At 68.5% G+C, this 24296-nt stretch carries 26 protein-coding genes and 2 pseudogenes; 10 read left to right on the top strand and 18 right to left on the bottom strand.

What is annotated here, in order from left to right:
* Positions 1 to 79: 79 nt before the first annotated feature.
* The 3 genes from OOK34_RS28525 to OOK34_RS28515 all read right to left on the bottom strand — a co-directional run bounded on the left by OOK34_RS28525 (position 80) and on the right by OOK34_RS28515 (position 3219).
* Positions 80 to 1369: an MFS transporter gene (locus OOK34_RS28525; protein WP_267037037.1), complete on the bottom strand. Its 1290-nt coding sequence runs from the start codon at positions 1367 to 1369 to the stop codon at positions 80 to 82.
* Between the two features lie 36 nt (positions 1370 to 1405).
* A complete protein-coding gene (locus OOK34_RS28520; RefSeq protein WP_267037036.1) occupies positions 1406 to 2239 on the bottom strand; it encodes an NAD(P)H-binding protein in 834 nt (277 codons plus the stop codon).
* 113 nt (positions 2240 to 2352) lie between these two features.
* Complete coding sequence (locus OOK34_RS28515; protein ID WP_267037035.1) at positions 2353 to 3219, bottom strand: helix-turn-helix transcriptional regulator; 867 nt, start codon at positions 3217 to 3219, stop codon at positions 2353 to 2355.
* Between the two features lie 138 nt (positions 3220 to 3357).
* Here OOK34_RS28515 and OOK34_RS28510 point away from each other — a divergent pair, with 138 nt between their 5' ends.
* A complete protein-coding gene (locus tag OOK34_RS28510; RefSeq protein ID WP_267037034.1) occupies positions 3358 to 4137 on the top strand; it encodes an NAD(P)H-dependent oxidoreductase in 780 nt (259 codons plus the stop codon).
* A gap of 147 nt (positions 4138 to 4284) precedes the next feature.
* Here the strand turns inward: OOK34_RS28510 and OOK34_RS28505 are convergent, their stop codons facing one another.
* Both OOK34_RS28505 and OOK34_RS28500 read right to left on the bottom strand, forming a co-directional pair.
* A complete protein-coding gene (locus OOK34_RS28505; RefSeq protein WP_267037033.1) occupies positions 4285 to 5136 on the bottom strand; it encodes an MBL fold metallo-hydrolase in 852 nt (283 codons plus the stop codon).
* Positions 5137 to 5435: 299 nt separating this feature from the next.
* Positions 5436 to 6500: an LLM class flavin-dependent oxidoreductase gene (locus tag OOK34_RS28500; protein ID WP_267037032.1), complete on the bottom strand. Its 1065-nt coding sequence runs from the start codon at positions 6498 to 6500 to the stop codon at positions 5436 to 5438.
* Between the two features lie 79 nt (positions 6501 to 6579).
* Here OOK34_RS28500 and OOK34_RS28495 point away from each other — a divergent pair, with 79 nt between their 5' ends.
* Both OOK34_RS28495 and OOK34_RS28490 read left to right on the top strand, forming a co-directional pair.
* Positions 6580 to 6801: a hypothetical protein gene (locus tag OOK34_RS28495; RefSeq protein WP_267037031.1), complete on the top strand. Its 222-nt coding sequence runs from the start codon at positions 6580 to 6582 to the stop codon at positions 6799 to 6801.
* Positions 6802 to 6873: 72 nt separating this feature from the next.
* Entirely contained in the window at positions 6874 to 7371 is a 498-nt protein-coding gene (locus OOK34_RS28490; RefSeq protein ID WP_267037030.1) for a hypothetical protein, read from the top strand.
* A 63-nt stretch (positions 7372 to 7434) separates the two neighbouring features.
* Here OOK34_RS28490 and OOK34_RS28485 read toward each other — a convergent pair whose 3' ends face one another.
* Together OOK34_RS28485 and OOK34_RS28480 are read right to left on the bottom strand one after the other, a co-directional pair.
* Complete coding sequence (locus OOK34_RS28485) at positions 7435 to 8025, bottom strand: DinB family protein (RefSeq protein WP_267037029.1); 591 nt, start codon at positions 8023 to 8025, stop codon at positions 7435 to 7437.
* A gap of 131 nt (positions 8026 to 8156) precedes the next feature.
* The gene (locus OOK34_RS28480; protein WP_267037028.1) at positions 8157 to 9137 is read right to left on the bottom strand and encodes a YafY family protein; all 981 of its coding nucleotides are present in this window, start codon (positions 9135 to 9137) and stop codon (positions 8157 to 8159) included.
* A 97-nt stretch (positions 9138 to 9234) separates the two neighbouring features.
* Between OOK34_RS28480 and OOK34_RS28475 the strand changes: the two genes are divergently transcribed.
* From OOK34_RS28475 to OOK34_RS28465, 3 genes and pseudogenes are all read left to right on the top strand, one after another.
* On the top strand, positions 9235 to 9636 hold the full coding sequence (locus OOK34_RS28475; protein ID WP_267037027.1) for a RidA family protein: 402 nt from the start codon (positions 9235 to 9237) through the stop codon (positions 9634 to 9636).
* A gap of 209 nt (positions 9637 to 9845) precedes the next feature.
* Positions 9846 to 10592, top strand: a complete 747-nt coding sequence (locus tag OOK34_RS28470) for an NUDIX domain-containing protein (protein ID WP_267037026.1) — start codon at positions 9846 to 9848, stop codon at positions 10590 to 10592.
* A gap of 251 nt (positions 10593 to 10843) precedes the next feature.
* Positions 10844 to 11362, top strand: a pseudogene (locus tag OOK34_RS28465) (NADP-dependent oxidoreductase); the annotation flags it as partial.
* Here OOK34_RS28465 and OOK34_RS28460 read toward each other — a convergent pair.
* The 3 genes and pseudogenes from OOK34_RS28460 to OOK34_RS28450 form a co-directional block, all read right to left on the bottom strand.
* Positions 11352 to 12605, bottom strand: a complete 1254-nt coding sequence (locus OOK34_RS28460; protein ID WP_267037025.1) for a cytochrome P450 — start codon at positions 12603 to 12605, stop codon at positions 11352 to 11354. The pseudogene OOK34_RS28465 and the gene OOK34_RS28460 overlap by 11 nt on opposite strands.
* A 206-nt stretch (positions 12606 to 12811) precedes the next feature.
* Complete coding sequence (locus OOK34_RS28455; protein ID WP_267037024.1) at positions 12812 to 14455, bottom strand: pyridoxal-dependent decarboxylase; 1644 nt, start codon at positions 14453 to 14455, stop codon at positions 12812 to 12814.
* A gap of 561 nt (positions 14456 to 15016) precedes the next feature.
* Positions 15017 to 15415: pseudogene (locus OOK34_RS28450) on the bottom strand (hypothetical protein); the annotation flags it as partial.
* 192 nt (positions 15416 to 15607) lie between these two features.
* Between OOK34_RS28450 and OOK34_RS28445 the strand changes: the two are divergent.
* Together OOK34_RS28445 and OOK34_RS28440 are read left to right on the top strand one after the other, a co-directional pair.
* Positions 15608 to 16837 (top strand): hypothetical protein, encoded by a 1230-nt coding sequence (locus OOK34_RS28445; RefSeq protein WP_267037023.1) that lies wholly within the window; start codon positions 15608 to 15610, stop codon positions 16835 to 16837.
* Positions 16821 to 17591: a hypothetical protein gene (locus OOK34_RS28440; protein WP_267037022.1), complete on the top strand. Its 771-nt coding sequence runs from the start codon at positions 16821 to 16823 to the stop codon at positions 17589 to 17591. Before OOK34_RS28445 ends, OOK34_RS28440 begins: the two co-directional genes overlap by 17 nt.
* A gap of 36 nt (positions 17592 to 17627) precedes the next feature.
* Here the strand turns inward: OOK34_RS28440 and OOK34_RS28435 are convergent, their stop codons facing one another.
* Together OOK34_RS28435 and OOK34_RS28430 are read right to left on the bottom strand one after the other, a co-directional pair.
* Positions 17628 to 17909 carry a hypothetical protein gene (locus OOK34_RS28435; RefSeq protein WP_267037021.1) on the bottom strand — a complete coding sequence of 94 codons (282 nt, stop codon included), beginning with the start codon at positions 17907 to 17909 and terminating at the stop codon, positions 17628 to 17630.
* 27 nt (positions 17910 to 17936) lie between these two features.
* A complete protein-coding gene (locus tag OOK34_RS28430; RefSeq protein ID WP_267037020.1) occupies positions 17937 to 18080 on the bottom strand; it encodes a hypothetical protein in 144 nt (47 codons plus the stop codon).
* Between the two features lie 173 nt (positions 18081 to 18253).
* Here OOK34_RS28430 and OOK34_RS28425 point away from each other — a divergent pair, with 173 nt between their 5' ends.
* A complete protein-coding gene (locus tag OOK34_RS28425) occupies positions 18254 to 18880 on the top strand; it encodes an HAD family phosphatase (RefSeq protein ID WP_267037019.1) in 627 nt (208 codons plus the stop codon).
* Between the two features lie 244 nt (positions 18881 to 19124).
* On the opposite strand, the gene OOK34_RS28420 is transcribed toward OOK34_RS28425, so the two are convergent.
* From OOK34_RS28420 to OOK34_RS28400, 5 genes are all read right to left on the bottom strand, one after another.
* On the bottom strand, positions 19125 to 19442 hold the full coding sequence (locus OOK34_RS28420; protein ID WP_267037018.1) for a hypothetical protein: 318 nt from the start codon (positions 19440 to 19442) through the stop codon (positions 19125 to 19127).
* Between the two features lie 174 nt (positions 19443 to 19616).
* Positions 19617 to 20327, bottom strand: a complete 711-nt coding sequence (locus OOK34_RS28415; RefSeq protein WP_267037017.1) for a hypothetical protein — start codon at positions 20325 to 20327, stop codon at positions 19617 to 19619.
* Positions 20320 to 20898, bottom strand: coding sequence for an RNA polymerase sigma factor (locus OOK34_RS28410; RefSeq protein WP_267037016.1), 579 nt, complete (start codon positions 20896 to 20898; stop codon positions 20320 to 20322). Before OOK34_RS28410 ends, OOK34_RS28415 begins: the two co-directional genes overlap by 8 nt.
* Positions 20895 to 21125: a hypothetical protein gene (locus OOK34_RS28405; RefSeq protein ID WP_267037015.1), complete on the bottom strand. Its 231-nt coding sequence runs from the start codon at positions 21123 to 21125 to the stop codon at positions 20895 to 20897. The genes OOK34_RS28410 and OOK34_RS28405 overlap by 4 nt, the downstream gene beginning before the upstream one ends.
* Before the next feature lie 193 nt (positions 21126 to 21318).
* Entirely contained in the window at positions 21319 to 21894 is a 576-nt protein-coding gene (locus tag OOK34_RS28400; protein WP_267037014.1) for a TetR/AcrR family transcriptional regulator, read from the bottom strand.
* 190 nt (positions 21895 to 22084) lie between these two features.
* On the opposite strand from OOK34_RS28400, the gene OOK34_RS28395 reads away from it, so the two are divergent.
* Positions 22085 to 22918 carry a zinc-binding dehydrogenase gene (locus tag OOK34_RS28395; protein ID WP_267037013.1) on the top strand — a complete coding sequence of 278 codons (834 nt, stop codon included), beginning with the start codon at positions 22085 to 22087 and terminating at the stop codon, positions 22916 to 22918.
* Positions 22919 to 23158: 240 nt separating this feature from the next.
* On the opposite strand, the gene OOK34_RS28390 is transcribed toward OOK34_RS28395, so the two are convergent.
* Positions 23159 to 24265 (bottom strand): serine hydrolase, encoded by a 1107-nt coding sequence (locus OOK34_RS28390; RefSeq protein ID WP_267037012.1) that lies wholly within the window; start codon positions 24263 to 24265, stop codon positions 23159 to 23161.
* Positions 24266 to 24296: the final 31 nt, after the last annotated feature.

Here is a 24296-nt window from a genome sequence, read left to right as displayed (position 1 = left end):
CGGCCGGGATCATCCGACCTACCAGGCCCACGCGACCGTGCAGGCGTAGAACCGGATGTACGGGGTGGACCCCGCGGAGCTAGTCGGAGGCGAGCAGCGGGGCTTCGCTTGACCGGCCATCTGTAGCGCGGGCCGTGTCCTGGCTCGTGGGACGGGTTCGCTCCGCCCACGCGGCCACCAGCGGGCCTGTCGCCCCCACAGCCGCGAAGAACGCGCCGAGCAGCAGCCAGCCCGTGTGTCCGAGTCCGAGGACGGCTGCCGTGAGGATCACCGGGGCCAAGGCCTGTCCGGCGTCGAAGCCGATGCCGAAGAGGCCCTGGTACTGCCCCTGGGCGTGGTCGGGGGCGAGACCGAAACCCAGCGCGGAGCCGGCCGAGGACTCCCATACCTCTCCGAGACTGTGCACGCAGACGGCGAGGATGGCGAGCCCCGGCGCGATCCAGGCCGGAACGTCCGCGGTCAGGGCCATCAAAGGGCAACTGACCAAGAAGAGCAGCCCGGCGAGGCGGAACGCCCGGCCGCCCTGGCGCGGTGTTTCCACCCGGGAGCCGATACGGCTTTGGAGCAGCACGCATACCCCGCTGTTGACCGCGTAGACCGCCGCCACGGTCCAGCGGGGCGCGTCGGTGTGAGCGGAGAGCCAGATCGGCAGCAGCAGGGAGACGGTCTGGTACTGCAGGCCCATGGCCCCGTAGAGCGCGACGAAGGACACGAACGGCCGGTCGGCCAGGACGGCCCAGCCGCGGTGCTCCTTGGGCCGGGGCAGGGGCTGGTAGTTCGGGACGCCGATCAGGACGATCAGGCCGGCGCAGGCGAAGCTGGCGGCGTTGGCGAGGATGAGCGCGGTGTATGCCGGGCGGGTGTTGACCGAGAGGGCGAAGGCGGCGCCGAGGGTGCCCAGGACCACGCCGAGGTTGACGAACGTGCGGAGTTTCGCCCTGAACGCGGCCGGGCGTTCGCCGCCGGCGCGGGCGATGAGCGCACCGCCCGCGGCGCCGCTCGCCGTTGCTGCCAGCCGGTCCAGGGTGGCGATGAGCGTGAACGTGACCCAGCTGTCGATGAAGACGAAGGCGGCCATCGTCACGGCTTGTACCGCGAGGGTTGTCAGCCAGACCGTGCGCGGCCCGTATCGGTCGGCCAGATTCCCTGCCGGGATCCCGGCCAGCAGACCGGTCAGCCCGGCGATCGTGAGGCCGACACCGACCTGTGCGGCGGGCAGGTGCACAACCAGCGTGAAGTACAGCACCGCAGCGGTGTTGAACAGCCCGTTGCCCACCCGACTGATGAAGCTCGAGATGATGAGAGCGCGCTGGGGACCGTTTGGCGCCAGTAGGCTGGATATCCGCTGTTTGGGGCTCTTCGCGATCATGCCGAGCAGGCTAGCAACGGGCCTGCCCTGGCCGACTCAGCGGAAGGCGGTGGCGTTCTCCGCGGCCCACTGCCGGAACGGCCGGGCCGGGGTTCCGGTGACCTGTGCAACCGTGTCGCGCACCATCAGCAGCTCCTCGTTGACGTCTCCGCCCGTGACGTCGAGCACCGCGTCCGCGGCCTCGGCCCCGAAGACCGCGGCCATCTGTGCGTGCGCCTGCCCGCGGCTGATCTCGGCGAAGGGCACCTCCCGGCCCAGGGCTGCCGCGATGGCCTCGACCTGCTGTCGGGCGGTCACCGGCTCCGGACCGGTCAAGGCATACGTGCGTCCCTGGTGGCCGGGCTCGGTCAGTGCCACCCGTGCCACCGCCGCGACGTCTGCGGGGTGGATGGTCGGCAGCGCGACCTGTGCGTACGGGGCGCGGACGGCCTCGTGCTCACGTATGGAAGCCGCCCACATCAGGGCATTCGAGGCGAACTGCGTGGGTCGCAGGATCGTCCAGGCCATGCCGCTTGCCTTGAGCAGCTGCTCCACCGCCAGGTTCTCGCCGGCGGGGCCGAGGTGAGGATGGGTCTGGACGGTAATCGACGACACCAGCACGACGTGGTCCACACCCGCCTGCCGGGCGGCTTCGATGATGTTGGCGTCCGGTCCCAGACGCGACACGAGAAACAGCGAGCGCACCCCCTCCAGCGCCGGCTTCAACGACGCCGGATCCGCGAAGTCGCCCTCCACGGCCTCGACCCCTTCGGGGAAGGTCGCCTGCGCGGCATCACGGGTGAGCCCCCTCAGCGGCCCGGCACCGCGTACGTGCAGCTCCTTGAGGAGGGCGCTGCCTATGTTTCCGGTGGCTCCGGTTACGAGGATCATGAGCGTGTTTCCCGTCGTCAGATGATCAAGTAGACGACACCCTAAAACCTCAATATCGGTTCAGGTCAAGGGCCCTCCGGCCATTGGCGTTCCTGGCGGTGGGCGTCATTGGGTTACTCGCGGACCTGGGCGTTCACCGGGGGATGCGCGTCAGTGCCGTCCGCGCCGTGCGCGCCGTCCGCGTCCAGGCCCGCGAGCAGGCGCAGTCCGTCCTCGGCGGGGCTGCCGGGGGCCGCCGACAGCACCAGCAGCTCCACACCCGACTCGTCCGGCAGCGCGAAGTTCTCCTGGTGCAGTTCCAGCAGCCCGACCAGCGGGTGCCGGTACGCCTTGCGCCCATGCGTGCGGGCCCGCACGTCCGCGCGGGCCCAGAGGCGGCGGAAGCGCTCGCTGCCCATCGCCAGTTCGCCGATGAGCGAGGCCAGGCGCGGGTCCTCGGGGTACTTGCCGGCGGCCAGGCGCAGGTGCCCGACCACGTCGAGGGTGCACTTCTCCCAGTCCGCGTAGAGGCCGCGCTCGGCCTCCTCGAGGAAGATGTGCCGGGCGGTGTTCAGGCCCGGCATCGGCCGGCCGTACAGGAGCCCGGCGAGGCGGTTCCCGGCGAGCACGTCCAGGCGGTGGTCCATGATCAGCGCGGGCGCGTCGGCGACCAGCCCGAGGACGCGCAGCAGCTCCGGCCGGACCCGCCCGCCCGGCGCCTTCGCGCGGCTGCGGCGCTGCCGGGCGAGCCGGTAGAGGTGCCCGCGTTCGGTCTCGTCGAGGCCGAGGACGCGGGCGAGCGCGTCGAGGACCTGCTCGGAGGGCTGGGTCGCGCGGCCCTGCTCCAGGCGTACGTAGTAGTCGACGCTGACCCCGGACAGGTGCGCGACCTCTTCGCGGCGCAGCCCTTCGACCCGGCGGCGGCTGTCGGTGGGTATGCCCACGGCCGCCGGGTCGACCCGGGAACGCCGGGTCCGCAGGAAGCCAGCAAGATCGTCCATGCCCCCAGTATGGCCTCGGCGGCGCCCGTGAAGGTGGTACTGCCAATACCAGGAAGCCCGGTCCGACGGAAGGAGCGCCCCTGAACACCGGGCGTCGCGGCGTCCAGGATCAAAGGCATCCGATCCGAAGGAGTTCCCATGAAGACGCTGATCGTCTACGCCCACCCCGAGCCGCAGTCGCTCAACAGCTCGCTGAAGGACCTCGCGGTGTCCACGTTGGAGGGCGCTGGGCACCAGGTACGGGTGAGCGATCTGTACGCGATGAACTGGAAGGCGGTCGTGGACGCCGCGGACTACGGCCCCGACGCCTCGAGTCCGCTGAAGGTCGCCGCGGACTCGGGCCGGGCCTTCGAGGCGGGGACGCTCACCCCGGACGTCCTCGCCGAGCAGGAGAAGCTGCTGTGGGCCGACACGATTATCTTCCAGTTCCCGCTGTGGTGGTACACGATGCCCGCGATCCTCAAGGGCTGGGTGGACCGGGTGTTCACCTACCGCTTCGCGTACGGAGTCGGCGAGCACAGCGACACCAAGTACGGCGAGCGATTCGGCGAAGGCACCCTCGCGGGAAGGAGGGCCCTGCTGTCGGTGACCGTCGGCGGTCCGGAGTCGCACTACGCCGCCCGCGGGATCAACGGCCCCATAGACGACCTGCTGTTCCCGATCCACCACGGCATCCTCTACTACCCGGGCATCGAGGCGCTGCCGCCCTTCGTGCTGTACGGCGCCGACCGGATGACCGGCGAGGACTACGCGGACGCGGCCAAGGCCTGGGAGGAGCGCCTGCTCACCCTGGAGTCGACCGAGCCGATCCCGTTCCGGCGGCAGAACTTCGGAGACTACGAGATCCCCTCGCTGCACCTGAAGGAGGGACTGGAGCCCGCCGGCCGCACGGGCTTCGGTCTGCACCTGCGAGGCTGACCACCGGCGACGGGACAGGACGTGCCGGAGCCCGGGTCATCGCGATGCCGCCTCGTCACCGCGCGGCACGGCGATGAGGGGCGCGATCTGCCGGGCCCATCAGCACGCAGCTGGTGGGCAGATCCCCACCCCGCGCGGCAGCGCCCCTCACGTCCCCGACGGCCGCGGCTGCTCCGGCGGAACCGAGCTCTCGGCAGCCGCCATCCACTGGTCCAGGTCGGCCTGCGTGAACTCCGTCCACGGTGGGATTTCGGGGAGCTGGCGGAGCAGGTCGTAGGCCTCGGGGATCTGGGGGCCACGGAGGACCGGGCAGTGGCAGCCGGCGATGACCTCGGCGTTCAGGTGTTGGAAGTCGGTGACGACCGTCCCGAACTTTTGGGAGTCCAGCAGGGCGACCCAGGGGGAGACCAGCCTTCCGCCGAAGAACTGGCCGTCGCGGAATTCGTCTGCCGACAGCGCTGCCAATTCGGGCATGGGAGTCGGCACGTTCGTGGCGAAGGTGTCGACGGACCACAGGACGTTGGTCTTCGCGTCGAAAAGGGCGCGGGTAGTGGGGTTGTCGTACAGGGGTGGTCGTTTGGCGACCAGGGTGCGGTCGCCCGCGTCGATCGTGTCGCCGTCGGTCATGAAGCGGCACCGGTTGATGGGGGTCTCCCACTCCTCGGCCATACGGCCGATGGAGAACCATGTCGTCAGCAGGGTCGCGTTCGGGCATGCGGCGAGGGCCGCCAGGAGGTTGCCGGCGTGGTCGCGGTCGTCGTGGGTGAGAAAGATCCACCGTACGTCCAGGGGATCCACGACGGACCAGGCCGCCTCCAGCCACTGGGAGCGCACTGCGGGCGCCCCGGTGTCCACGAGGACCGGTTCGGCTCCCCGGATCACCATCGAGTTCATCGGGAAGTGGCCGACCGGCGGGGCCTCGAGGGCCCACGGGATGACGAACGTCTCCTCGGCGATCTTGTACGGCTGCAGAAGGTTGAAGGCTTCCATGGTTGTCATCGCTGCTCTCCCTAGGACGGTGTCGCCGCAGCGTCCATGAATCCAGTGCAGCCCCGTGCCGGGCCGTCGTCAAACGCAGAACTCGTGACGGCCGGCTTCGGTGAGCGACGAGGCGTGCGCGGTCGGCTTCGGTGAGCGACGAGGGGTGCGCGTGCGCGGTGGGCGCCGACAGGTCTCGCCTTGGCCATCGGCTGAGCCCGACCGTCGGTTGGCTTCGCACCCAGCTCTCTCCGCAGGTCGAAGCCTCATGACGCGCAGTGGTGAGCTGCGGCATCGGTGATTGTGGTCGGTGGGTCCGCTCAGGCGAGGAGTTTCGCGAGCTGAGCCATCTCGGTGGGCGGGTCGATCACCGGCTGGATGAGGAGTTCGTCGATGCCGGCTTGTTCCAGGGTGGTGATGCGGGCGAGGAGGTCGTCGCGGGTGCCGACCAGGGCCAGGGTGTCCATCAGCGAGGGCAGAACCAGGTCCCGGTCCCGCGGTGCGATGCGCCCGAGGTAGTTGGGGTAGAGCTTGGTGTGCCGGTCCGGCGCGGTGGCGGTAGTGCCGCGCCGGTCGAGGAACCGCCGCACCGCCTCGCGTTCCTCGGGGCCGAGTCGCTCGGCGAAGGCAGGTGTGTCGGCGGCTGTGTCGGCGGCGAAGGCCAGCAGCGACAGGACGAGGTGGCCCGTCGCATCCCGGGCCGCGTCGCCGTAAGGGTCCTGGTCCTCGTCGAGCAGGTGGAGCGAGGTGACCACATAGGAGTCCGTGTGGGAATCGACGTCGCGGGGTGTGTCCTGGGCGGCGTGGCGGCGGGCGTCGTGCAGCGCGTGCCAGGCGGTGGGGTCCAGCAGGCCGAAGGAGATGAGGCCGGTGTTGCGGCGGCCGGCGACGGCGACGGCCTTCGGCCCGAGCGCGGCCACGACGAACTCGATCGGGTCGGCGGTGTTCACGTGCGCCCCCGAGTGCAGGAACCGGATGTCGCGGACCCGGTCACCCTCGCGGTACACGGTCGATCGTCCGGCGCACAGGTCCTGCAGTGCGGTGGTGAAGTTCTCCAGCGTGGCCGTCGTGGTCGGCCGCATGCCCAGGGTGCGACGGGCGGTGTTTCCGGTGCCGACCCCGCAGATGATCCGGCCCGGTGCCAGGGCGTTGAGGCTGGCGAGCCCGCTCGCGGCGGCCGGGGCCGAGCGCAGCGCCGGTGAGGTCACGCCGAGGCCGAGCCTGATGCGACGGGTGGCCTTCGCGCACAGGCTCAAGGCGACGAAGGGGTCCCCGTGGACCATCGGAGTGTCGTTGATCCAGAAGCTGTGCAAGCCCAACTCCTCGGCCCGCACAGCGAGATCTTCCACACCGGGGTGCGCGGCGACCACGACGCCAGCACGCATCAAGCCTCCAAGGTACGAGGATCGATTCGAACTCGCTCAGCATGACAGGTAACGGCGGCAGCCCGGCGAGGCCGGCGGCGTGGGCGAGCGGGTCGTTCTCAGGCCACCCGCGCCCGTCGGCTCAGCCCCGCCGAAAGAGAAGCCAACCGGGAACTCGCCGCTGGACGCGCCCCCGTCGAACACGGGCTTCGCCCACCCGAAGAACTGGCGGATCCTCGCCAAGCTCCGCACCGATCCCGCCCGCGCCACCCACCTCCTCCGCGCCCTGCTCGTGCTGACTAACCTCGAAGTCAACCGCTGACAGACGATCTACACCGAAGACAACTGCCCAACGACCAGCACGAGCGCACCGCCAAGACGTCACACCAGCCCCTTGACCAGCCACTTCAAGATGGCGGAGGTTCATTGGATGACCAGCAATGAGATCCGGTTCGACTGTCGCCACCGTGGCGACGGCGGCCCGCTCGTGATCGTCCCCCGCATCGACGGATCACCACTCACCGAGCTGATCGACGGGTTCGAGATCGCGGCCGGGATGCAGCCCGCAGGCGACGCCTACGGCGGTCTGATCCCGGAGTTCTTCCGGTTCGGCCCGATGCAGGACCACTTCCTCGGACGGTCCACCAACGCGATGGGGCCGAAGACACCCGTTCTCGGTTGTGAATGCGGTGAGTGGGGATGCTGGCCGCTCATGGCACGCATCACCGCGACAGCCGACCTCGTGACCTGGGACGCCTTCGAGCAACCGCACCGCAAGACCCGCGACTATGTGGCATTCGGTCCGTTCCGGTTCGACCGTCACCCATACGAGGACGCCTTGCGGGCCCTGAGCGCGGCGATCGGCTCCGGCGTCGACGACACGCGCGCCTGAGCGCTACCGGGCGCGGCCTGCTGGGCTGCGACTTCTGTGGTGAACGGATCACGTCGGGCGGGATCAGCCGTGACCGACTTCCTCCGCCACGCGCTCCAGCCGGAGCCGGTGGTTCTCCCACCGCACCCGGTCGCCTGGCGGCATGTTGTCGTTACCAGCCCGCAGACCGACGGCCCCGTCGATGAGCTCCCGGACGATGTCGGCGTGGCCGGCGTGGCGGTGGGTCTCGGCGATCACGTGCACCAGGATCTGGTGCAGCGTCACCTCGCTTCGTTCCTCGGGCCACCACGGCACGTGGCCGACCGCGTCAAGCGTCAGCGCGGAAACTGTGGTGTCCGAGTGCTTCCACGCCCGGTGGTACAGACTGACGATCTGTTCGCGCGACTCGTCGGCAGTGGCCCACATGTCCGCGTTGGGTTCGGCGTCGTCTGCGAACCAGGGCAACGCCTCGCCGGACAGCCGCCCGAACGTGTCGCCGAAGTAGCCCAGTTCCACACTGGCGACGTGTTTGACCAGCCCCAGCAGATTCGTGCCGGTAGGCGTCAGCGGGCGGCGGATGTCGTACTCCGAGAGCCCGTCGAGCTTCCACAGCAGGGCTTCGCGAGCGGCTTGCAGGTAGCGGAGAAGGTCCGCTTTCGGCTTCGATTCGGTCATGCCAGGCAGTCTCCCACCCGGCACTGACAGCCGGTGCTGGGAGCGCAGGACCGAGCGCATCCATCCCGTAGGCGTTGTGTGCCGGTGGCGCTGCGGGAGGCAATCCGGCGGCCCGCAGAAGGCGGCGACTCTCAGGATGACACTCCGTAGCAGCCGGCGATCGCGGCGGCGCGGCCCCGCAGGGAGTCGCGCAACCACTGCGGGGCCAGGGCCTCCGCGCTCGTGGCGAGCTGCCACAGGGCCCATTCGGCGTGTCTCGGATCCTGGAAGGTCACCTCCAGCCGAAGCCAGCCGTCTGCGTCTGCGTCGGCTTCCTCGGCGAGGATGGCCAGCGCGGTGCCCACCAGATCCTCCCGCCGCGCCGGGTTCACCCGTACAAGCACGGTGACTTGGTCACCGCCGGTACGGAACCGTGTGCTGCGTTCCTGCCAGGCCCGGTCCAGATCGACCCGGTCGGGTCGCTGCGCCGGTTCGGCGAGTTCCTCGGCGGCCAGGATGCGCGACAGCCGGTACGTACGGTCCGCGCCGGACCGGGTGGCCAGCAAGTAGCCCTGGTCGCGCACGGTGACCAGGCCGATCGGGTCCACCGTGCGCCACTTCGGGGTCTGGTCCACAGCCGCGTAGTGGATGCGCAGCTTGTGCCCGGCGAACACCGCGCGCCGGACCTCGGCCACGATGGTGTCGGGCACCTCCTCGGCAACCAGCCGGCGCGAGAGGAGGTCGGTCTCCGGGTCGATGAGCAAGCGGCGAACCGCGCCGGCCGCGGTGGCCCGATGGCCTTCGGGCAGCGCGTCCACCACCTTGCGCATGGCCGAAGCGAGCGCCGAGCCGAGTCCGAACGTCTGCGCGCCGCGCCGCGATCCGGCGACCAGCAGGGCAAGTGCCTCGTCGTGGTTCAGTCCGGTGAGCTCGGTCTGGAAACCGGGCAGCAACGCGAAACCGCCGTGCCGACCGCGTTCGGCGTAGACCGGGACGCCTGCTGCGGACAGCGCCTCGATGTCGCGCAGCACGGTGCGGGTGGACACCTCCAGCTCGCGGGCCAGCTCGGTCGCGGACAGCCGGCCGTGCTGCCGTAGCAGCAGGACCAGCGATACCAATCGGTCGGCGCGCATACGAAAACCCTACGGGAATACACGACAGGAGATGTCGTGATTCGTTGGCAGGCTTACCAACACGACGAAGCCCCGTCGCACACGAGAGGTGATCCACATGGCACACACCATCGTCAATCCTGACGGCCTGCACGACCCGGTCCCGTTCGGCTACAGCCACACCGCCACCGTCCCCGCAGGTACGGAACTGGTGCTCATCGCGGGTCAGTACGGATCGGGCCCGGACGGCGCGGTCGTCTCGGCCGACTTCACCGAGCAGGTGAAGCAGACGTTCCACAACATCGGCGTCGCCCTCGCCGCCCATGGGCTCGACCGCAGCCACGTCGTCCAGCTCAGGACGTACGTGGTGAACCATGACGTCAGCAAGCTCGGGCCGATCGCCGGGGCCGTGCAGGAGGGCTGGGGTACGAAACCGCCCACGCAAACCCTCATCGGCGTCGCGAGCCTGGCTGCGCCTGACGTGCTGTTCGAGGTCGAGGCCGTCGCCGCCCGGCCCTGACTCGCCGCAGCCACTGGCGGGCTGCTCAGGCCGCCGTCGGCGACGTGGCGTAGGAGTTGGGAGCCCGTCGGCAGTACACGGGGCAGGCGACGCTCGTCCATCAACGGCACGCGCGTCACGATACGGTCCGTTCCTCGCCGCCCTGAACCGCGGCGAGCACCACGTCCGACGGGGCCCTGCGCGCAGGGCCCCTCCCCAGCGGAGGTCCGTTGACCAACCATCACCCCGTCGAGGTCCTCGACGTCCACCACCTGCACCTGGTGGAAACGACCCGGCCGCAGCTCACAGCCGAGCAGACCGCGGCCATGGACCGCCGCTGGGAGGAGGTGACCGCGGCCAACCCGGACTTCTTCGACGGCCCGGTGGTCGTGTGCGCGGGCCTGGACTGGAAGGATCCGCACACGCTGGTCCTGACCTGGTACCGGGCCGCCTACCGCCTCTACGTCCTGCGCCGGGACCCGGCACAGGCCGTAAAGGCGCCGTCGGTGTTCGTCACCGTTGCCCAGCCCACGGACGACGGCCGGCTGGTGGTCGGGCGCATGGCGTCGTCCACCGCCGCGCCGGGCCGTTGGCAGCTGCCCGGCGGCTCGATGGAGCCGCCCGCCGACGAAACCCCTCTTGACCTGAACGCCCTGCGCCGGCACGCCGCCCGCGAGCTGGCGGAGGAAGTCGGGCGGACGGTACCGGAGCAGGACATGGAGCTGTGGGCGGTCACCCGCGGCGACAAGGGCAACATCGGCGTCCACTTCCGGGCCCCGGTCTGCCCGGCCGCCGTGATCGACCGGCTGCACGCCGCGGTGAGCGCGGCCGACCGTGCCGCGGGCCGTACGCCTGAGCTGGACCGGATCGCGTTCATCAGTTCCGACGCCGAGGTCGAGGGCCTCGGGGGCCGCAGCGTGGACTTCCTGCCGGTCCTCGCCGCCCGCCACGCCGCCAACGACCAGCGAAGGATCTGACCGAAGATCACCACAGCCGTACGCGCAACTGGCCGCCACCCACCAGCGCCAGGGCAGGGACGCCGATGCGCGTACGGTCCTGGTCGCGCAGCACCGCGGCACGCGCCGGGGCTGATCTCGGCCGGGCAGAACGGTGAGTTGCTCGCCGCTACTGCGCCGAACCGTCGCTTGGCGGGGGCTCCTGAGCCGGCTCGAAGGTGCCAGGAATCGATCCACCGGGGCGGAATGTGCGGCGGTATGCCTGCGGCGTGATCCGGCCCGGCCAGCGCGTCCTGATCCACGCGGCCGCCGGAGGCGTCGGCCACCTGGCCGTGCAGATCGCCAAGGCCCGCGGCGCGTACGTCATCGGCACGGCCAGCGCCCCCAAGCACGAGCTGCTGCGCTCGCTGGGCGCCGACGAGCTGATCGACTACCGCACCCAGGACTTCGCCGAGACCCTCCGGGACGTCGATGTCGTGCTGGACTCCCTCGGCGGCCCCAACTGGGCCCGGTCCCTGCGAACGCTGCGGCCGGGCGGCACGCTGATCTCGCTCCTGCCGCTGGACGACACCTTCCCCGCCGAGGAGGCCGAGGCAGCCGGGGTACGGGCGGTGTTCATGCTCGTCGAGCCCGACCACGCGGGGTTGCGCGAGATCGCCTCCCTGGTCGAGGGCGGCCTCCTGCGCGTGATCGCGGATGCGGTCTTCCCCCTCGAAGAAGCCGCCCGGGCCCACACGCTGGGCGAGACCGGCCGCACCACCGGCAAGATCGTCCTCTCCATCACCCCCTGACCGGCTCCGGCTGCTTCCCCCCTGCGGCGGTCAGCTGCGCTGCCACTGCCCGGCGCTGGCCTGGCGGGTACGCGGTGGCGGAGTCGCCGAGGCCGTCCACGCAAAGGCGTGCGGTGTAGCGGGCGCTCCAGCCGGCTACGCAGGACTGCTCCGAGGGGTCGGCGCGGACGCCGGGGTGGACGTCGAGGACGCCGGCGACCAGGCCTTCCACGACGGCGGGAATGAACGCGCGCACGAGGCAGGTGTGTTCTCCGTAGCCGAAGGAGGCCAGAGGCTGCCGTCGGCGGCGGAGATCGAAGGTTTCGGGCTGCTCGAACACCGTCTCGTCGCGGTTCGCGGAGCCGATCGCGGCCAGGACGTGTGCACCGGCGGGCAGGCGCGTGCCGCCCAGCTCCACCGGTCGGGTGGTCATACGGCCGACGAGCCCGAACGGCGGCATCCAGCGCAGGATTTCGTGGACGGCGTCGCCGAGGAGCTCCGGGCGGTCCCGGACGAGTCCCCGCTGGTCCGGGTCGTTGAACAGCGCGACCAGGAGGCTGCCCGCCGCCCACCCCGGTTCGGGAAGGGACGGGAGGACCACGCGGATCGTCGGGAGGACCTCCGCGGCGCCTCGCGGACAAGCGCTTCCAGGGGCGATGTGCCGCCACCGTGCGATCGCCGAGGACGGGTCAGGGCCGAGGCCCTCGAACCAGGGGGTGAGCGCGGCGTCGAGCTCGTTCATGGCGGCGGCCGACACCGCGAGCTTGGCGGGGTCCCCCGGATTGAGGACGCCCAGCCACAGGGCCTGTGCCATGCGCAGCAGGGTCGTGCTCTCGACCTCGAGGCTCAGCATCCACCGGAACACCTCTGCCGTGACGGGTTGCAGGACCTCGCCCATGAGGTCCGCCCGCCCGTGCATGCCGGAGACCCGCTCGATGACCAGCTTCCGTGCGTACTCCCGGGCCAGACCGGCCCGTTCGGGCTCGAAGACCTCCTCGACGCTGGCGCGCATGCCTTGATGGATGTCGCCGCTACTCGACAGGATGTTCTCCGGTCCGAAGATCTCCGACATGGCGGACGGAAATCTGGTGGTGAAGCTCTCGCTGTGGCTCATCACCTGACGTACGTCCTGCCAGCGCGTGACGAGCCAGCAGCCGAGCGCGGGGATCTCGGCCACGGGGTGGTCACGTCGGAGCCGCTGATAGATCGGATAGGGATCCGCGTGGAGCGCCTCGGGCGTGATCGTGTCCAGGAACGAGCTCATGGGTCCTCCCGAATTGCTTCGCAGGTGGTCTTCGTTGATGCCCGGGAACCCGGAGACGGGGAACCGCCGTTGGATTCGCCGGGAGCCAGGGGCGGTGACGGGACGGCGGGCCGCACCCACGGCCTGCTGCCCCGCACGCGGGGACGTGCGGGGCAACAGCGCCAGGAGGCGGCCGTGCGGCTGCGGTACGGTTGCCCGCCCGCGGGTCAGCGCTGGCGGGGGAGCGGGGGCCGTTCGGCGTCCTGGTCGGCGGAGCGGTCGAATGCTCCGGGGCGGGAGAGGTCGTCGAGGAGCTCGTCGATGAGTTCCTGGGTGACGTGCGGCATCACGTAGACGTGGCTGTAGTCGTGTCGGCGGCCACCGAGGTTGAGCGGCACGCAGGCGAGCGAGTACTTCTGCGTGATCTCGGCGCGGGGCTGCTGGAACCAGACGCTGAGCGCGTGGTCGCCGTGGCCGACCTCGATGCCGTCCTCGGCCCAGGGCTCGCCGCGTTCCTTCAACTGCGCGCTGAGGCTCCTGAGGCGTTCCGCCGTGTACTCGGCGATCCGCAGGACCTCGGCGGCCTGCCGTACCTGCTGCTCCTCGCTGAACTGCGCGAGGTGGTTCCACATGGCCAGGGAGGCGAATCCGCTGCGGGAGCCGGCGAACGTGCTGTCCGGGGAGGAGACCACCGCGGGGTCCGACGGCGGTCGCAGCTTGGATCCGGCACGGGACATGTAGATCCCGGTGGGGACGGGCGCACCGGGGTACTTGTGGCCGCTGGTGACGATCGAGGACACCTCGGGGATCCGGAAGTCGAACACCGGAGGCGCGCTGTCGATGAGCCCGCTGTCGCGGGCCTTCTCCAGGTACGGGGCGTAGGCACCGCCCAGTGCGCCGTCGACGTGGATCCAGTAGCCGTTGCGGACACTGACCCGCTTCGGGTCGTCGGGGTCGAAGCGCACGGTGCGGTCGACGAGGCCGTGCTTCTCGAAGACCGGGCGCAGGCGCTCGCACGCGGTCTGGACGTCGTCGTAGGCGCCCTTGAAGACGCTGCCGACGTTGAAGTTCACCAGGACGGGGTGGCCCTTGGCGGCGAAGAACTCCACGAGGGCGACCAGGGCGTCGACGTCGACGGTGCCGGGTCCCTCATCGCCGCCGGTGGTCGGAACTCCTCCAAGGGGCCAGCCGTTGTAGGTCTGCATCCCGGTGTCGGCCAGGTCGATCGGGCACTCGCCGGGGTAGAGGCTGCCGCCCAGGTCGTAGAAGGTCGGGATGTCCAGCACTCGCATCGCCTTGATGTGCGAGTAGTGCGTCTCCTGCGAGAAGAACGCCACCGGGGCGTAGGCGTTGGGGTTGTCGTCGGGGTGCTTGGCCCGCAGGTAGCTGGTCCGGCAGCTGGCCTCGCCGGAGACCTCGTCACGCACCAGGGCGTTGCCGTCGAGGTAGTCACGCGCGTTCCACATCGCGTACAGGTTGCCCTCGGTGCTGCCCATGGACAGCACGTACCCCCACCCGTCCTCGTTCCCGGGGTGGGCCGGGTCCTGGGGCAGGGGGGCGTGCCACAGGCGGGCGTAGTGCTCCAGGACCGCCCGCTCCAGCCAGCGCGAGTGCAGGCTGTAGTTGCTGTCGACGAACGGGTCCCCGATGTTGTTGATGTGGTAGCCCAGGAAACGCCCGAGGGCGGCGTGGCCGTCGAGCGACAGGTTGACCTGGTACCCCAGCAGACGCCCGCTCCGCTCGCCGAGGTACCCCTCCAGCTTGGCGAGGACCGCGATCCGCTGCTCATCGCTGTAGGCGTCGGTACCCAGCTGGTAGTCGTCGTTGGCCGGCAGCGCCGCGAGAGGCGTATCGGAGTGTTCGGTAATCATTCCATGTCCGATTCTGAGCAATGCTTCGAAGCGGCATTCAGGTGCTGAATCGCTACCAGACGGCAATGGCTTCGGCAGATGCTCGTATCTGAAGAGACGAAGGCGGTTGCGAGGGTTGTCCGCCTGTACGACGTTCAACGGGCGGATAGCCGGAGCAGCCCGTCACCGGGCTACTGGCCTGCGTAAACGGCGGCAATTGCCATGTTCGGCTGTCCTGCCCGGGGCCTCGCGGCACACAGGATATGCGTGACATGGCGCCCCGATTGCCCGCCTGTCTACGTTTACTCGTGCCCTAGTCATTTCGGGTGAAAGGGGTTTACTTTGAATTCCCCGGGAGCGCCTTCGGGAGTGACGTTTCAGCAGCTCGCGGGATAGCGGCTTTGCGTCATTGGGAGGCGCACTGATGGCCGAATTTGACTCTTGGGGAGGATCGGACCGGAACTGGATGACCCCGGCTTCGGCGAGGCGGTCCGGCTGTGCGTCCAGGGGCCGCCGCGCGGTCGAGGCGCGGGCGTACCCGAGGCGGACGGGGTCCAGCCGTGCCCGTGGCTAGTGCAGGACCTACTGCGACGTCGGAGCCGCCTCAGTGGAACGGACTGACCGATGCGAGCGTTGCTGTGCCTGTTCTTCGGCGGCGTCAAGTGCGGGTGCGAGTGTGGCGAGCGCGGAGCGGAGCAGGTCGGGCAACGAGCCGGACGGCAGGACAAGCCCACCGGCCGTGAGGGGTGCGGTCGGGGGTTGGAGCCACTGCTGGCGTGCGACCCGAACCGCGGCGGCCACGCTCGCCGCGAGCACGCGTGCGGTGGGCGTGCCGGTGTCGCCGAGCCGCTGCTCGATCGCGGCGGCGAGGGGGTGCTCGATCGCTGCGGTGGTGTCGAGGAACGTGTCACGCAGCGCGGGGCTGGCGGTGATCAGCAGCTCGTCGTGGTCACGCGGTTCCGTGTACTGCTCCAGGATCGCTTAGCTCCGCACACCGCCCCGTACGGCAGAATCCGTTGCCTGCTGTCGAGCCCCGTGAGAGCATCAAGATCCAACGGTCCGTCTCCATTTGCTTCCGCTCCGCAAAGCAAATGCATGAGTGCGGGTCGTTGCCATCTCCACGGTTGCGAGTGATCCATCAAGATCTGTGAATGGCGGGTGCGGTTCCGTTTGATGTACACAACACAGTTGACAGAAGCCTGCATCGAGGATGCGAGCAACATCTTGGTTGCGCCTTCGACGTTGCAAGATGATGACTTGATCAGGGACTTCTTCGGGTCCATGGTCACGCCGGAGGACCTTGCTTCTGGCTCGCCCAACCTCGCGCAGAAGACCGTCTACCTGTGTGGCGATGTATCCGGTATCAGTGGCCGCCAACTGGCTGCGGCTGCCCGGGTATTCGTTATCCGGGAGCTGTCGCACGGTTACCACGAGGACGTCGACAAAACGTGGACCCTCGTCGATCTAGGCCGAGTTCCCACTCGCGTACACGGCGCCGGCGTCTACTACCGCCGTTTTTTCGGCCTCGGCGACGATCACTTCGGGCGGATCCGTGCGGAACACGCGTTCCAGTCCCTGACGGAGTCCACCAAGCCTGGAACAGCCCATCGCAGCGGAATCTATCTGACACCCGTCAAGCGAAACGGTGAGGAACTGCATTTCCGCCTGCTCCGGTGCTCCACGAATCTCTCGGGGCCGACCGAGAGCTTTCGCCCGACCGACAGGCGCATTGTCGAGGCTCTGAACCGCGAGGCCGCGACCATCTTCCGGAACCAGGCACCGCTGAATCACGTCCTCGCTCAGATCTACCACAACACCCTTGCGACGGCCGAGCGGAAGCAGGCCAAGGCCAAAATATCGGCCCATGCCGACAAGACCAAGGACATGCCTGTCAATGGCATCATGGCCTTCTGCACCTTCTACGATCAGCTCGACAAGCTGCAGCCCCTGGCCGAAGACGCCTTCGACTACGGTGTGAAAAGTGCCAGCGGGCTGACCAAACTCCACTTTCGCCTCAAGGAGCCGGCCGAAGGACACGACGGGGTCGCGCTCCCCCCGCAGTTCACCCTGACGCTCTACCCCGGCTCTGTGTTCTTCATGCCGCTGTCCACCAACCGCCTGTACACGCACGAAATCCGGCCCTCAGCGTTGGATGCCGAGTTGCTCCCGACCCGTCTGGGATACGTCGTGCGCTGTTCGAGCGCCGAAGCCGTTCACAAAGACGGCCACACGTTTCTCAAGACGGCCGGAGATCTGGTGAAGCTGGGGCCACCCACGCCGGCGGGCATGGACGAGTTGCGCAGGCTGTACGCCGAGGAGAACAGGACCTCGTCCTTCATTGATTATGGCGACGAATTCCTCTTCAGCATGAACGCGGGAGACTACATTGCCCCCCGAGTCTAGAATCGCGGAAGAGATCATCTCGTGCGATCTGCCGACCGAGGTGAATCTCTTTGCAGAGCTGTCCGCGTCGGCCCGTCTAGAAGACGCAGGAAAAGGCCGGCGAGGCGCCGTGCTTACCAAGATCGATGAGGCAGATGGTGTGCCTCTCGTACGTACCACCACTCGATACAGCAGCCCGACGCAGCGTTTCCGGGCGGTGCACGAGCGGCTGGCGCAACAGATTCAAGAACGTGCGGCGCTCTCGGTCGGCTTCAACAACGCTCTCGTCGAGAGTTATACGAACGCCTACAAAACCATGGGCAGCCATTCCGACCAAGCTCTCGATCTGGCCAACGAGTCGTTCATCGCCGTCTTCTCCTGCTACCAGCATCCCGAAGCGAGCCCGCCGAGGAAGCTGATCTTCGAATCGAAGGAGTCTGGTGTCGATAAGTTCGAGATCCCCCTCGCCCACAACAGTGTCGTCGCGTTTTCTGTCGACGCGAATCGGCGACTCAGGCACAAGATCGTACTGGACACACCCGCCCCGACGGCGGACAACCAATGGTTGGGCGTGACCTTTAGAACATCAAAGACCCTTGTTCGGTTTCGCGATGGACAGGTGTACCTCCCGCAGGGTGCGCGCCTCATGTCGGCCGACGATGAGCAGAGGCGCGAATTTTACCAACTACGACGCCGTGAAAACAATGAAACAGACTTCACCTACCCTTCGCTGACGTTCACCATCAGCGAGAGCGATCTGATGCCGCCCGTCTGACCTCAAGGGACTGGCTGGACGGGCCGAGACGCTGACTCACAAGTTGCGGATGGCCTCAGCCAGGTCGGGGCCGTAGGAGGCCCAGCAGACGACTGATCCGTCGGTGTCGAGGTGCCCCATGAACCAATCGCCGTCGTCCAGCACGAGGCACAAGTCGTGGAATCCGAGGATTACCTCAGGCTGGAGGGTCGTGTATTCGCTCTGGTTCGGGTCTTCGGCAACTGCGAGCCTGTCCAGGGAGAGGGCGGTGGCCGTTCGGTCTTGTGAGAGCGTGCGGATTTGCTCGATGGTCCATCCGGCGGGGAGGCGTGAGGTCACCCTCACATGATCTCAACGGGTGCCACATCAAGGCCACTCGTTGATGGCGGCGACCAGCACCCTTGTTTCATCGCGGAGGACGAGCTTGTCCAACGTGGCAGCCACCGCGCCATGGCGTTTGACCTGGTTGGCCGCGCGCTCGGCAGAGCCGTCCCTGCCGTACAAGCTCATGTCGGCCAGAGTCCGGCGAGGGTTCAGGAACCTGTGTCTGAGCATGACGGGGGAGCGGAAGCGGTGCACTTTGCTTGGCAAGGCGACGTGGTGGGTACGTGATCACGTTGCAGTCACCGGAGGACTTCTACGGAATCCGCAGCCGGCGCAGCCCCAGAAGCCAGGAGCCACGTATGCCCACGCCTCAACGCCATGGTCTGATCCTTGACTTCGGTGGAGTGCTCACGACCCCCGTCGCTGACAGCACCCGCGCCTTCTGCCATCGCGAGGGCCTGGCTCCCGACGCGTTTCTGGACATCATCTCGGTGGACCCGGTGGGCCGGGAGCTGTACAAGGATCTGGAGCTCGGCGCGATCACCCAGGCCGCGTGGAACACCCGCACCGCCCCTCTACTGGGCGTCGACGCAACGAATCTGATCGGCCGTGCTCTGGCCGACCTCCGCCCGGAACCGACGATGCTCGCCGCCGTCCGTTCCGCGCGCCAGGCCGGGGTGAAGGTCGCCCTCCTCACCAACAGCATCGGCTCGGACCCGTACGACCCGTACGAGGACTACGGCCTCGACACCCTGTGCGATGCCGTGGTCCTCTCCGAGCACCACGGCATCCGCAAGCCCGACCCGGCCATCTACACGATCGCTCTGGAAGCCATCGGACTCCCAGCACAGGAGTGCGTCTTCGTGGACGACTCACCCCGCAATCTGACGCCGGCCAGTGACCTCGGTATCGCTACCGCCCTGGACACCACCCCGGCCGAGACGATCCCCCAGCTGGAAAACCTCCTCGGCATCCCGCTCCACTGAATGCCTCACAGCACGCCGTCACGAGCATCACTCACCGCTCACCCCATGTAGTGCCAGCCAGAGGCCGCCGCGGCCTTCGCGGTCGCGGCGAACGCCAGCAGCTCCACCTCCCCGAACAACCGCCGCGGCAGCACGTCGAACTCGAACAAGCATCACGGAAGCGCGGTCAGAACCAAGTAGACCGCTCATTGGCTTCCCAATGGAGAAGCCACCCTCGATGTGGCCCGTCAGCGGACCTGGTCTGTCAGCTCGGCGTCCTGATCTGTTCTGCTTCGTCGTCGCTCATTGCCGTGTAGACGGTCACGATCGATGCCACGACGTCTACCTCGGCCGGGCCGCTGATTCGGAGCCATGCGAGCTCGTTCAATCCGTTGAACCGGACGACGCGGTCGGCTGCGTCCTGGGGCCAGGGGTGTGGCATCACCGGCAGGTGCGTCAGGGAGATCGCGTCGATGTAGCAGCCGGAAATCTCAGGAGGCTTCGACACGGCGACGTGGCGCAAATCGGAGAGGGAGATGACGACGTCGGGCCTCGTCGGACCATCTCTCATGGTGATCTCCATCGAGTCGTCCTCGCTGAAGGCTTCGAACGAGATCCGGCTGATGAAGAGGGCGAGGCATCAGCGAGGCCGAAGCTTCTGCCGGCGCCCATCGCCCAGCCGATGTCTGCGCTGTACGCGGGTGGCCATGGCCGGAGAGGGGGCGGCCCAACCGGCCTGGGGTGGCGAAGGCGACCGTCAGGACAGCACCCCCTGGAGGTCATCGGAGCTGTCGAAGATCCAGACGATGTCCGCACGAAGACGCTTCAAAGCCTCTGCCCTCTGGGCCACCTGCAGGAGTCGGGCCTGCCACCTCACGAGGCCGGCTGCTTCGCCCTCGTGGTTGCCTACTTCGATCTCGAACTCACGCCGGACGTATTCCAGCTTCAGCTGGTAATCCTGGAGCCGCTCCAATACCTCGGCACGGTTCAGCTCGGCACGTCGCTCGAACCCCGCTTGGAGCGCCCGGAGGCGGTCCACGTAGTACCGCAGGCTGTAGAGGATCCGTGAATGGCGTGGCCTTCCGAAGGCTCGACGCTCACTGGTGCTCATGCCAGCGAGCTCCCGGGTCATGCGGTGGGTCAAGGCAGCCTCGCCGTCCAGATCCTTGACCAGCCTGCGCACAGCCACGTTGGGGTCAAGAACCTGACGGCCCCCGACGAACGCGGCCCCGTGCAGCTGGCCGTCACCCGGCTCCACAGTCTCTGCCGGCTCCACGCGCTCTGGATCCGGGTCAACGAGCTGTTCCATGGTGGCGTGAGCCACCGAGTACCTCAGAGACCACAGATTGCCCAGTCCCGCTTCCGTGTGAAGGCTGGCACCGACAGCCTCGCGCAGCCCTTCGGCGTGGGCAAGGAGGAGGATGCCGAGGGCCTCGTCGGCATTGGTCTGGTTGTGCCGGTCATTCATCAGACGAGCCTCCTTCGCTGCGTCCAGTCCGTGCCAGATCCAGCAGCACCTTCAACCGCTCACGTCCCCTCTTCGCATTCGTGCGAAGAGCCGTCTCCTTCTTGCCGGTGAACCTCGCGATCTCGGCGTACTCGAACTCGTCCAACTGCCAGGCGATCACTTCCCTCTGGGCCGGCGGCAGCTGCTGGACCGCGGCGAGGATCCGCTGCTGGGTCTCGGTGAGGATCACCTCACGGACAGGACACGTGCCGCCGGGGCGGTCGGGGACCGGATCTTCGGGTGACTCCCGATGATGGGCCTGACGGAGGTATTTCGTCCACGCAACCGTGCGGAGATACGCACGCGGATGGGCAATCGTTCGCCAGCGGTCCGGGAGTAACTCAATGAACGCCTCGTGCACGGCATCGGCAGCTTCGTAGGCGGTGGCCCCCCGGTACATGAGGTGCACGGTGACGGCCCTCATCTCCTTGATGTAGAGGGTGTCAAAGTCGTCCCGCAGCATCCGCACCGTTGGTCGCCGCTGCTGTGGGCCTGCCTCGAAGGCGGTTGTCGGGGACTCGGTCACCGTCACCTCGATCCACTCTGGCCGGCACTGCCGACGGTGATCTCCACGCTCCGCGCGCCGTCCCGCTCGATCAACTTGCTGCCGGCGGGCAGCAACCGGACACGATCCGACAGCCCGGTCTGGGCAAGCTCGGTCTTCTTGACCTCCGCGCGCTCCTTGACCCAGCGATACAGCAGCCGTGCCAGGTAACCCACAGCCGCCATGACCGCAGTCACGACCACAGCAGGGTCCATCCGCACTCCTCCACGATGGCGGCGCTGACTGCCCCGCGTCTGCCCCTTAAAGCAAGACAGCGGCTTCCGCGTGACACTCCCTGGTCAGAGGGGGTGCGGTACCAGCCCTCCGGCAGTCGGCGGCCTCTCAGACGAGCAACCGGGGGTCTCGCTCGCGGTCATCAGGCGGGCCCGGGGCCCGGACATCCGACGGTCAGTCACGGCGGAGCAGTGTCATGGCCATCTGCTGAACGGAACGGGTGAAGCGGCGCGGGTCGTCGGGCGTTGTCACGTGGCGGATCAGACTGCCGTCGAAGGCGGCGAGTACGGCGTGGGCCAGGAAACCGGTGTCGAGATCGGGGCGGCCGTCCGCGAAGAGGGTGCTGAGGTGGCGGTGCCAGAGCTGGTAGCTGGGGTCACCGTACTTGTCCTCGGCGCAGGCTTGTTCGTGAGCGGAGAGCAGGGTGGCGTTTCCTTCGGCGATCGCGCCGAGAGCATCGAGGAAGGCGAGCAGTCGGTCCGGGGCGGGCGCTCCGGGGCCCAGGGGCGGGGGGCCGCTCCTGATCGCGTCGCGCAGGGCGCTGGACCTTTCCTCCAGGAGCGCCTGGAGCAGTCCGGCGCGGTTCCCGAAGCGCCGGAACACGGTGCCTTTGCCGACGCCGGCGAGGGCGGCGACCCGGTCGAGTGACACGTGGTCCCCGCCGCCTTCGGCCAGGAGCTGCTCGGTCGCGCGTAGCACCGCGCGGCGGTTGCGGGCCGCGTCGGCGCGTTCGGCGCGCTGTTCGGTCATCGGCTCCCTCTCCACTAGACGGACCGTCAGTCCGCATACTAGCGTGCGTCATCCGGACTGCCGGTCCGGATGACGCCACCTCTGCAGAGGAGCCCTGATGGACATGCGCGCGCTCGTGGTTGACCCAGACGCTCCCGGATCCTTGCGGCTCGGGACGGTCGCGGAACCCAGGCCGGCGCCGCATCAGCTGGTGCTCGATGTCCGGCACATCTCGCTCAACCGCGGTGAGGTGGCGTTTGCCGGGAGTCTTCCGGCCGGGACCGTGCACGGCTACGACGCCGCCGGCGTCGTCGTACGTGCCGCCGCGGACGGCACCGGACCGTGCGCAGGAGCCAGAGTCGCGGCGTTCGGCGCCGGCGCGTGGGCCCAGCGGATGGCGGTGGACACGACCGCGGTGGCCGAAGTGCCCGCCCACGTCGACCTCGCCGACGCCGCCGCGCTGCCGATGGCCGGCATCACCGCGCTCCGCACGGTGCGCTCCCGCCCCATTCTGGGGCGGCGGGTACTGGTCACCGGCGCGGCCGGCGGCGTCGGCCGCTACGCGGTCCAGCTGGCCGCCCTGGGCGGTGCCCATGTGATCGCCTCGGTGGGATCCCCGGCGCGCGCCGACGGCTTGGCCGGGCTGGGCGCCGATGAGGTGGTGGTGGGTCTGGAGGGCATCGACCGGCCGGTGGACCTCATCCTGGACCACGTCGGCGGCCCACAGCTGGCCGCCGCCTGGGAACTCCTCGCGCCGGGCGGGGGTGTGCAGAGCATCGGCTGGGCCTCCGGAGAACCGGCGGTGTTCGCGCCGTACTCGCTGTTCTCCGTCGGGCCGCCCAAGACGATGAGCAGCTTCGGCGACGTCCACGAGGTCGGCCCGGACCTGGCAACCCTGCTGGAGTTCGTGGCAGCGGGAAGGCTCTCCCCGGAGGTCGACCGGCGCGGCTCCTGGGAGCGGGTCACCGAGGCCGCCCAGGCGCTGCTGGAGCGGCGCATCCAGGGCAAGGCGGTCCTCGACGTCGAGCCCGCGGCGGCGGACTGACCACAGGCAGGGGCGGCATTCGGGTCAGCCCACTCGGAGGAACGCTTCCCCCTCTGGCACCCGTGTCGCCGTACTGCTCCGCCCTCGCTATCGGGCCCGCCTCGGGCACTTGGGCTGCTCGGCACGGGCGGCCGACGCCTCGGCGCGGATGCCCCCCATCTGCCGCCCGACGGGCCGGCCGCGAGGCTGAAACCCTCCAGCCGGAACAGAACGACATCGAGATCGTCGCGGTCATACCTGTCATTTGGTCCAGATGTCCAGCAGTTGGTTTGCCGCGCGGAAATTATCGGGTGATTCCACGTTGCACACGACGGTGACGGCAGTGTTGCGGTCCGGGCTCACCTTGAAGGTGCTGTGAAACCCCTCCCAGTCGCCGCGGTGCACCAGGCTCTTGTCGGGGAGGAGGAGGATTCCGGCCCCATATCGGCCTTCTTCGATGCCACGCGCGCGCAGGGTGTCGCCCGTGCTCACCGCTCCCTCCGTGACCCCGGCGAGCAGTTGCGTTCCGCCGATGCGGCCAGTGCGGTAATTGTCGGCCCAGCGGACGAGTTCGCCTGGGGTGGTTTGGACTGACCCGTCTCCGTACTGTTTCCAGGGGGAGGAGTTTGGCGTGAAGGAGCCGTCCTTCTCGTCGTACGACTTCGCCTTGCCGGGAACGTCTGCCGCCGGGGACAGAGTCATGCGCAGCTGCAGCGGGGTGAAGAACTCCTGTTGGATGAACGTTGCGAAAGGCTTGCCGGTGACCTTTTCAACGACATGGGCCAGCAGGATGTAGTTGGAGTTGGAGTAGGCGAAACGCCGGCCTGGCGGATGCTCCGGCTGTGAGGCGAGGATGGCCTCGATCGCGTCCTGCTGGCCGGCTGGATCCGTCAGTTTGACGCCCTTGGCATGCAGCAGGTCCTCGTAGTCGGGAATGCCGCTGGTGTGATGCATCAGGTCGGCCAGCGTGACGCGTCGAGTCCAGTCGGGGGCATTGTCGAAGAAATTGGATACGGGGTCCTTCAGTGCGAGGCGATCCCGCCCGGAGAGCAAAAGGATGGCGTCTGCCGTGAATTGCTTGGAGTTGGAGGCGATGTCGAAGACCGTCGTCGGTGTAATAGATCGCCCGGCCGCCATATCGGCTTTTCCTCTCCCCGCCTCCCAGACGACGTCGCCGCGTTTGCCGACCGCTGCCGCACAGCCCGGGTTATCGGGGGAAGGCACCAGTTCCTGGAGAACCGCTGCACTGCGCTTCTCGCGGTCGTCGCCGGTGGCGTATGCCTGCGGGTTCGGGATACCGGCCAGTGCAACCACAAGCATGGCGCCCCCGGCGGTGCACAACAACGCCGTCCGGTTCACGGTCACCACCTTCTTTCCTTCGCCTGGAACAAGGTCGGCC

The organism is Streptomyces sp. NBC_00091 (assembly GCF_026343185.1).
Lineage (GTDB): Bacteria > Actinomycetota > Actinomycetes > Streptomycetales > Streptomycetaceae > Streptomyces.
This window is presented reverse-complemented; position numbering and strand designations above follow the sequence as displayed.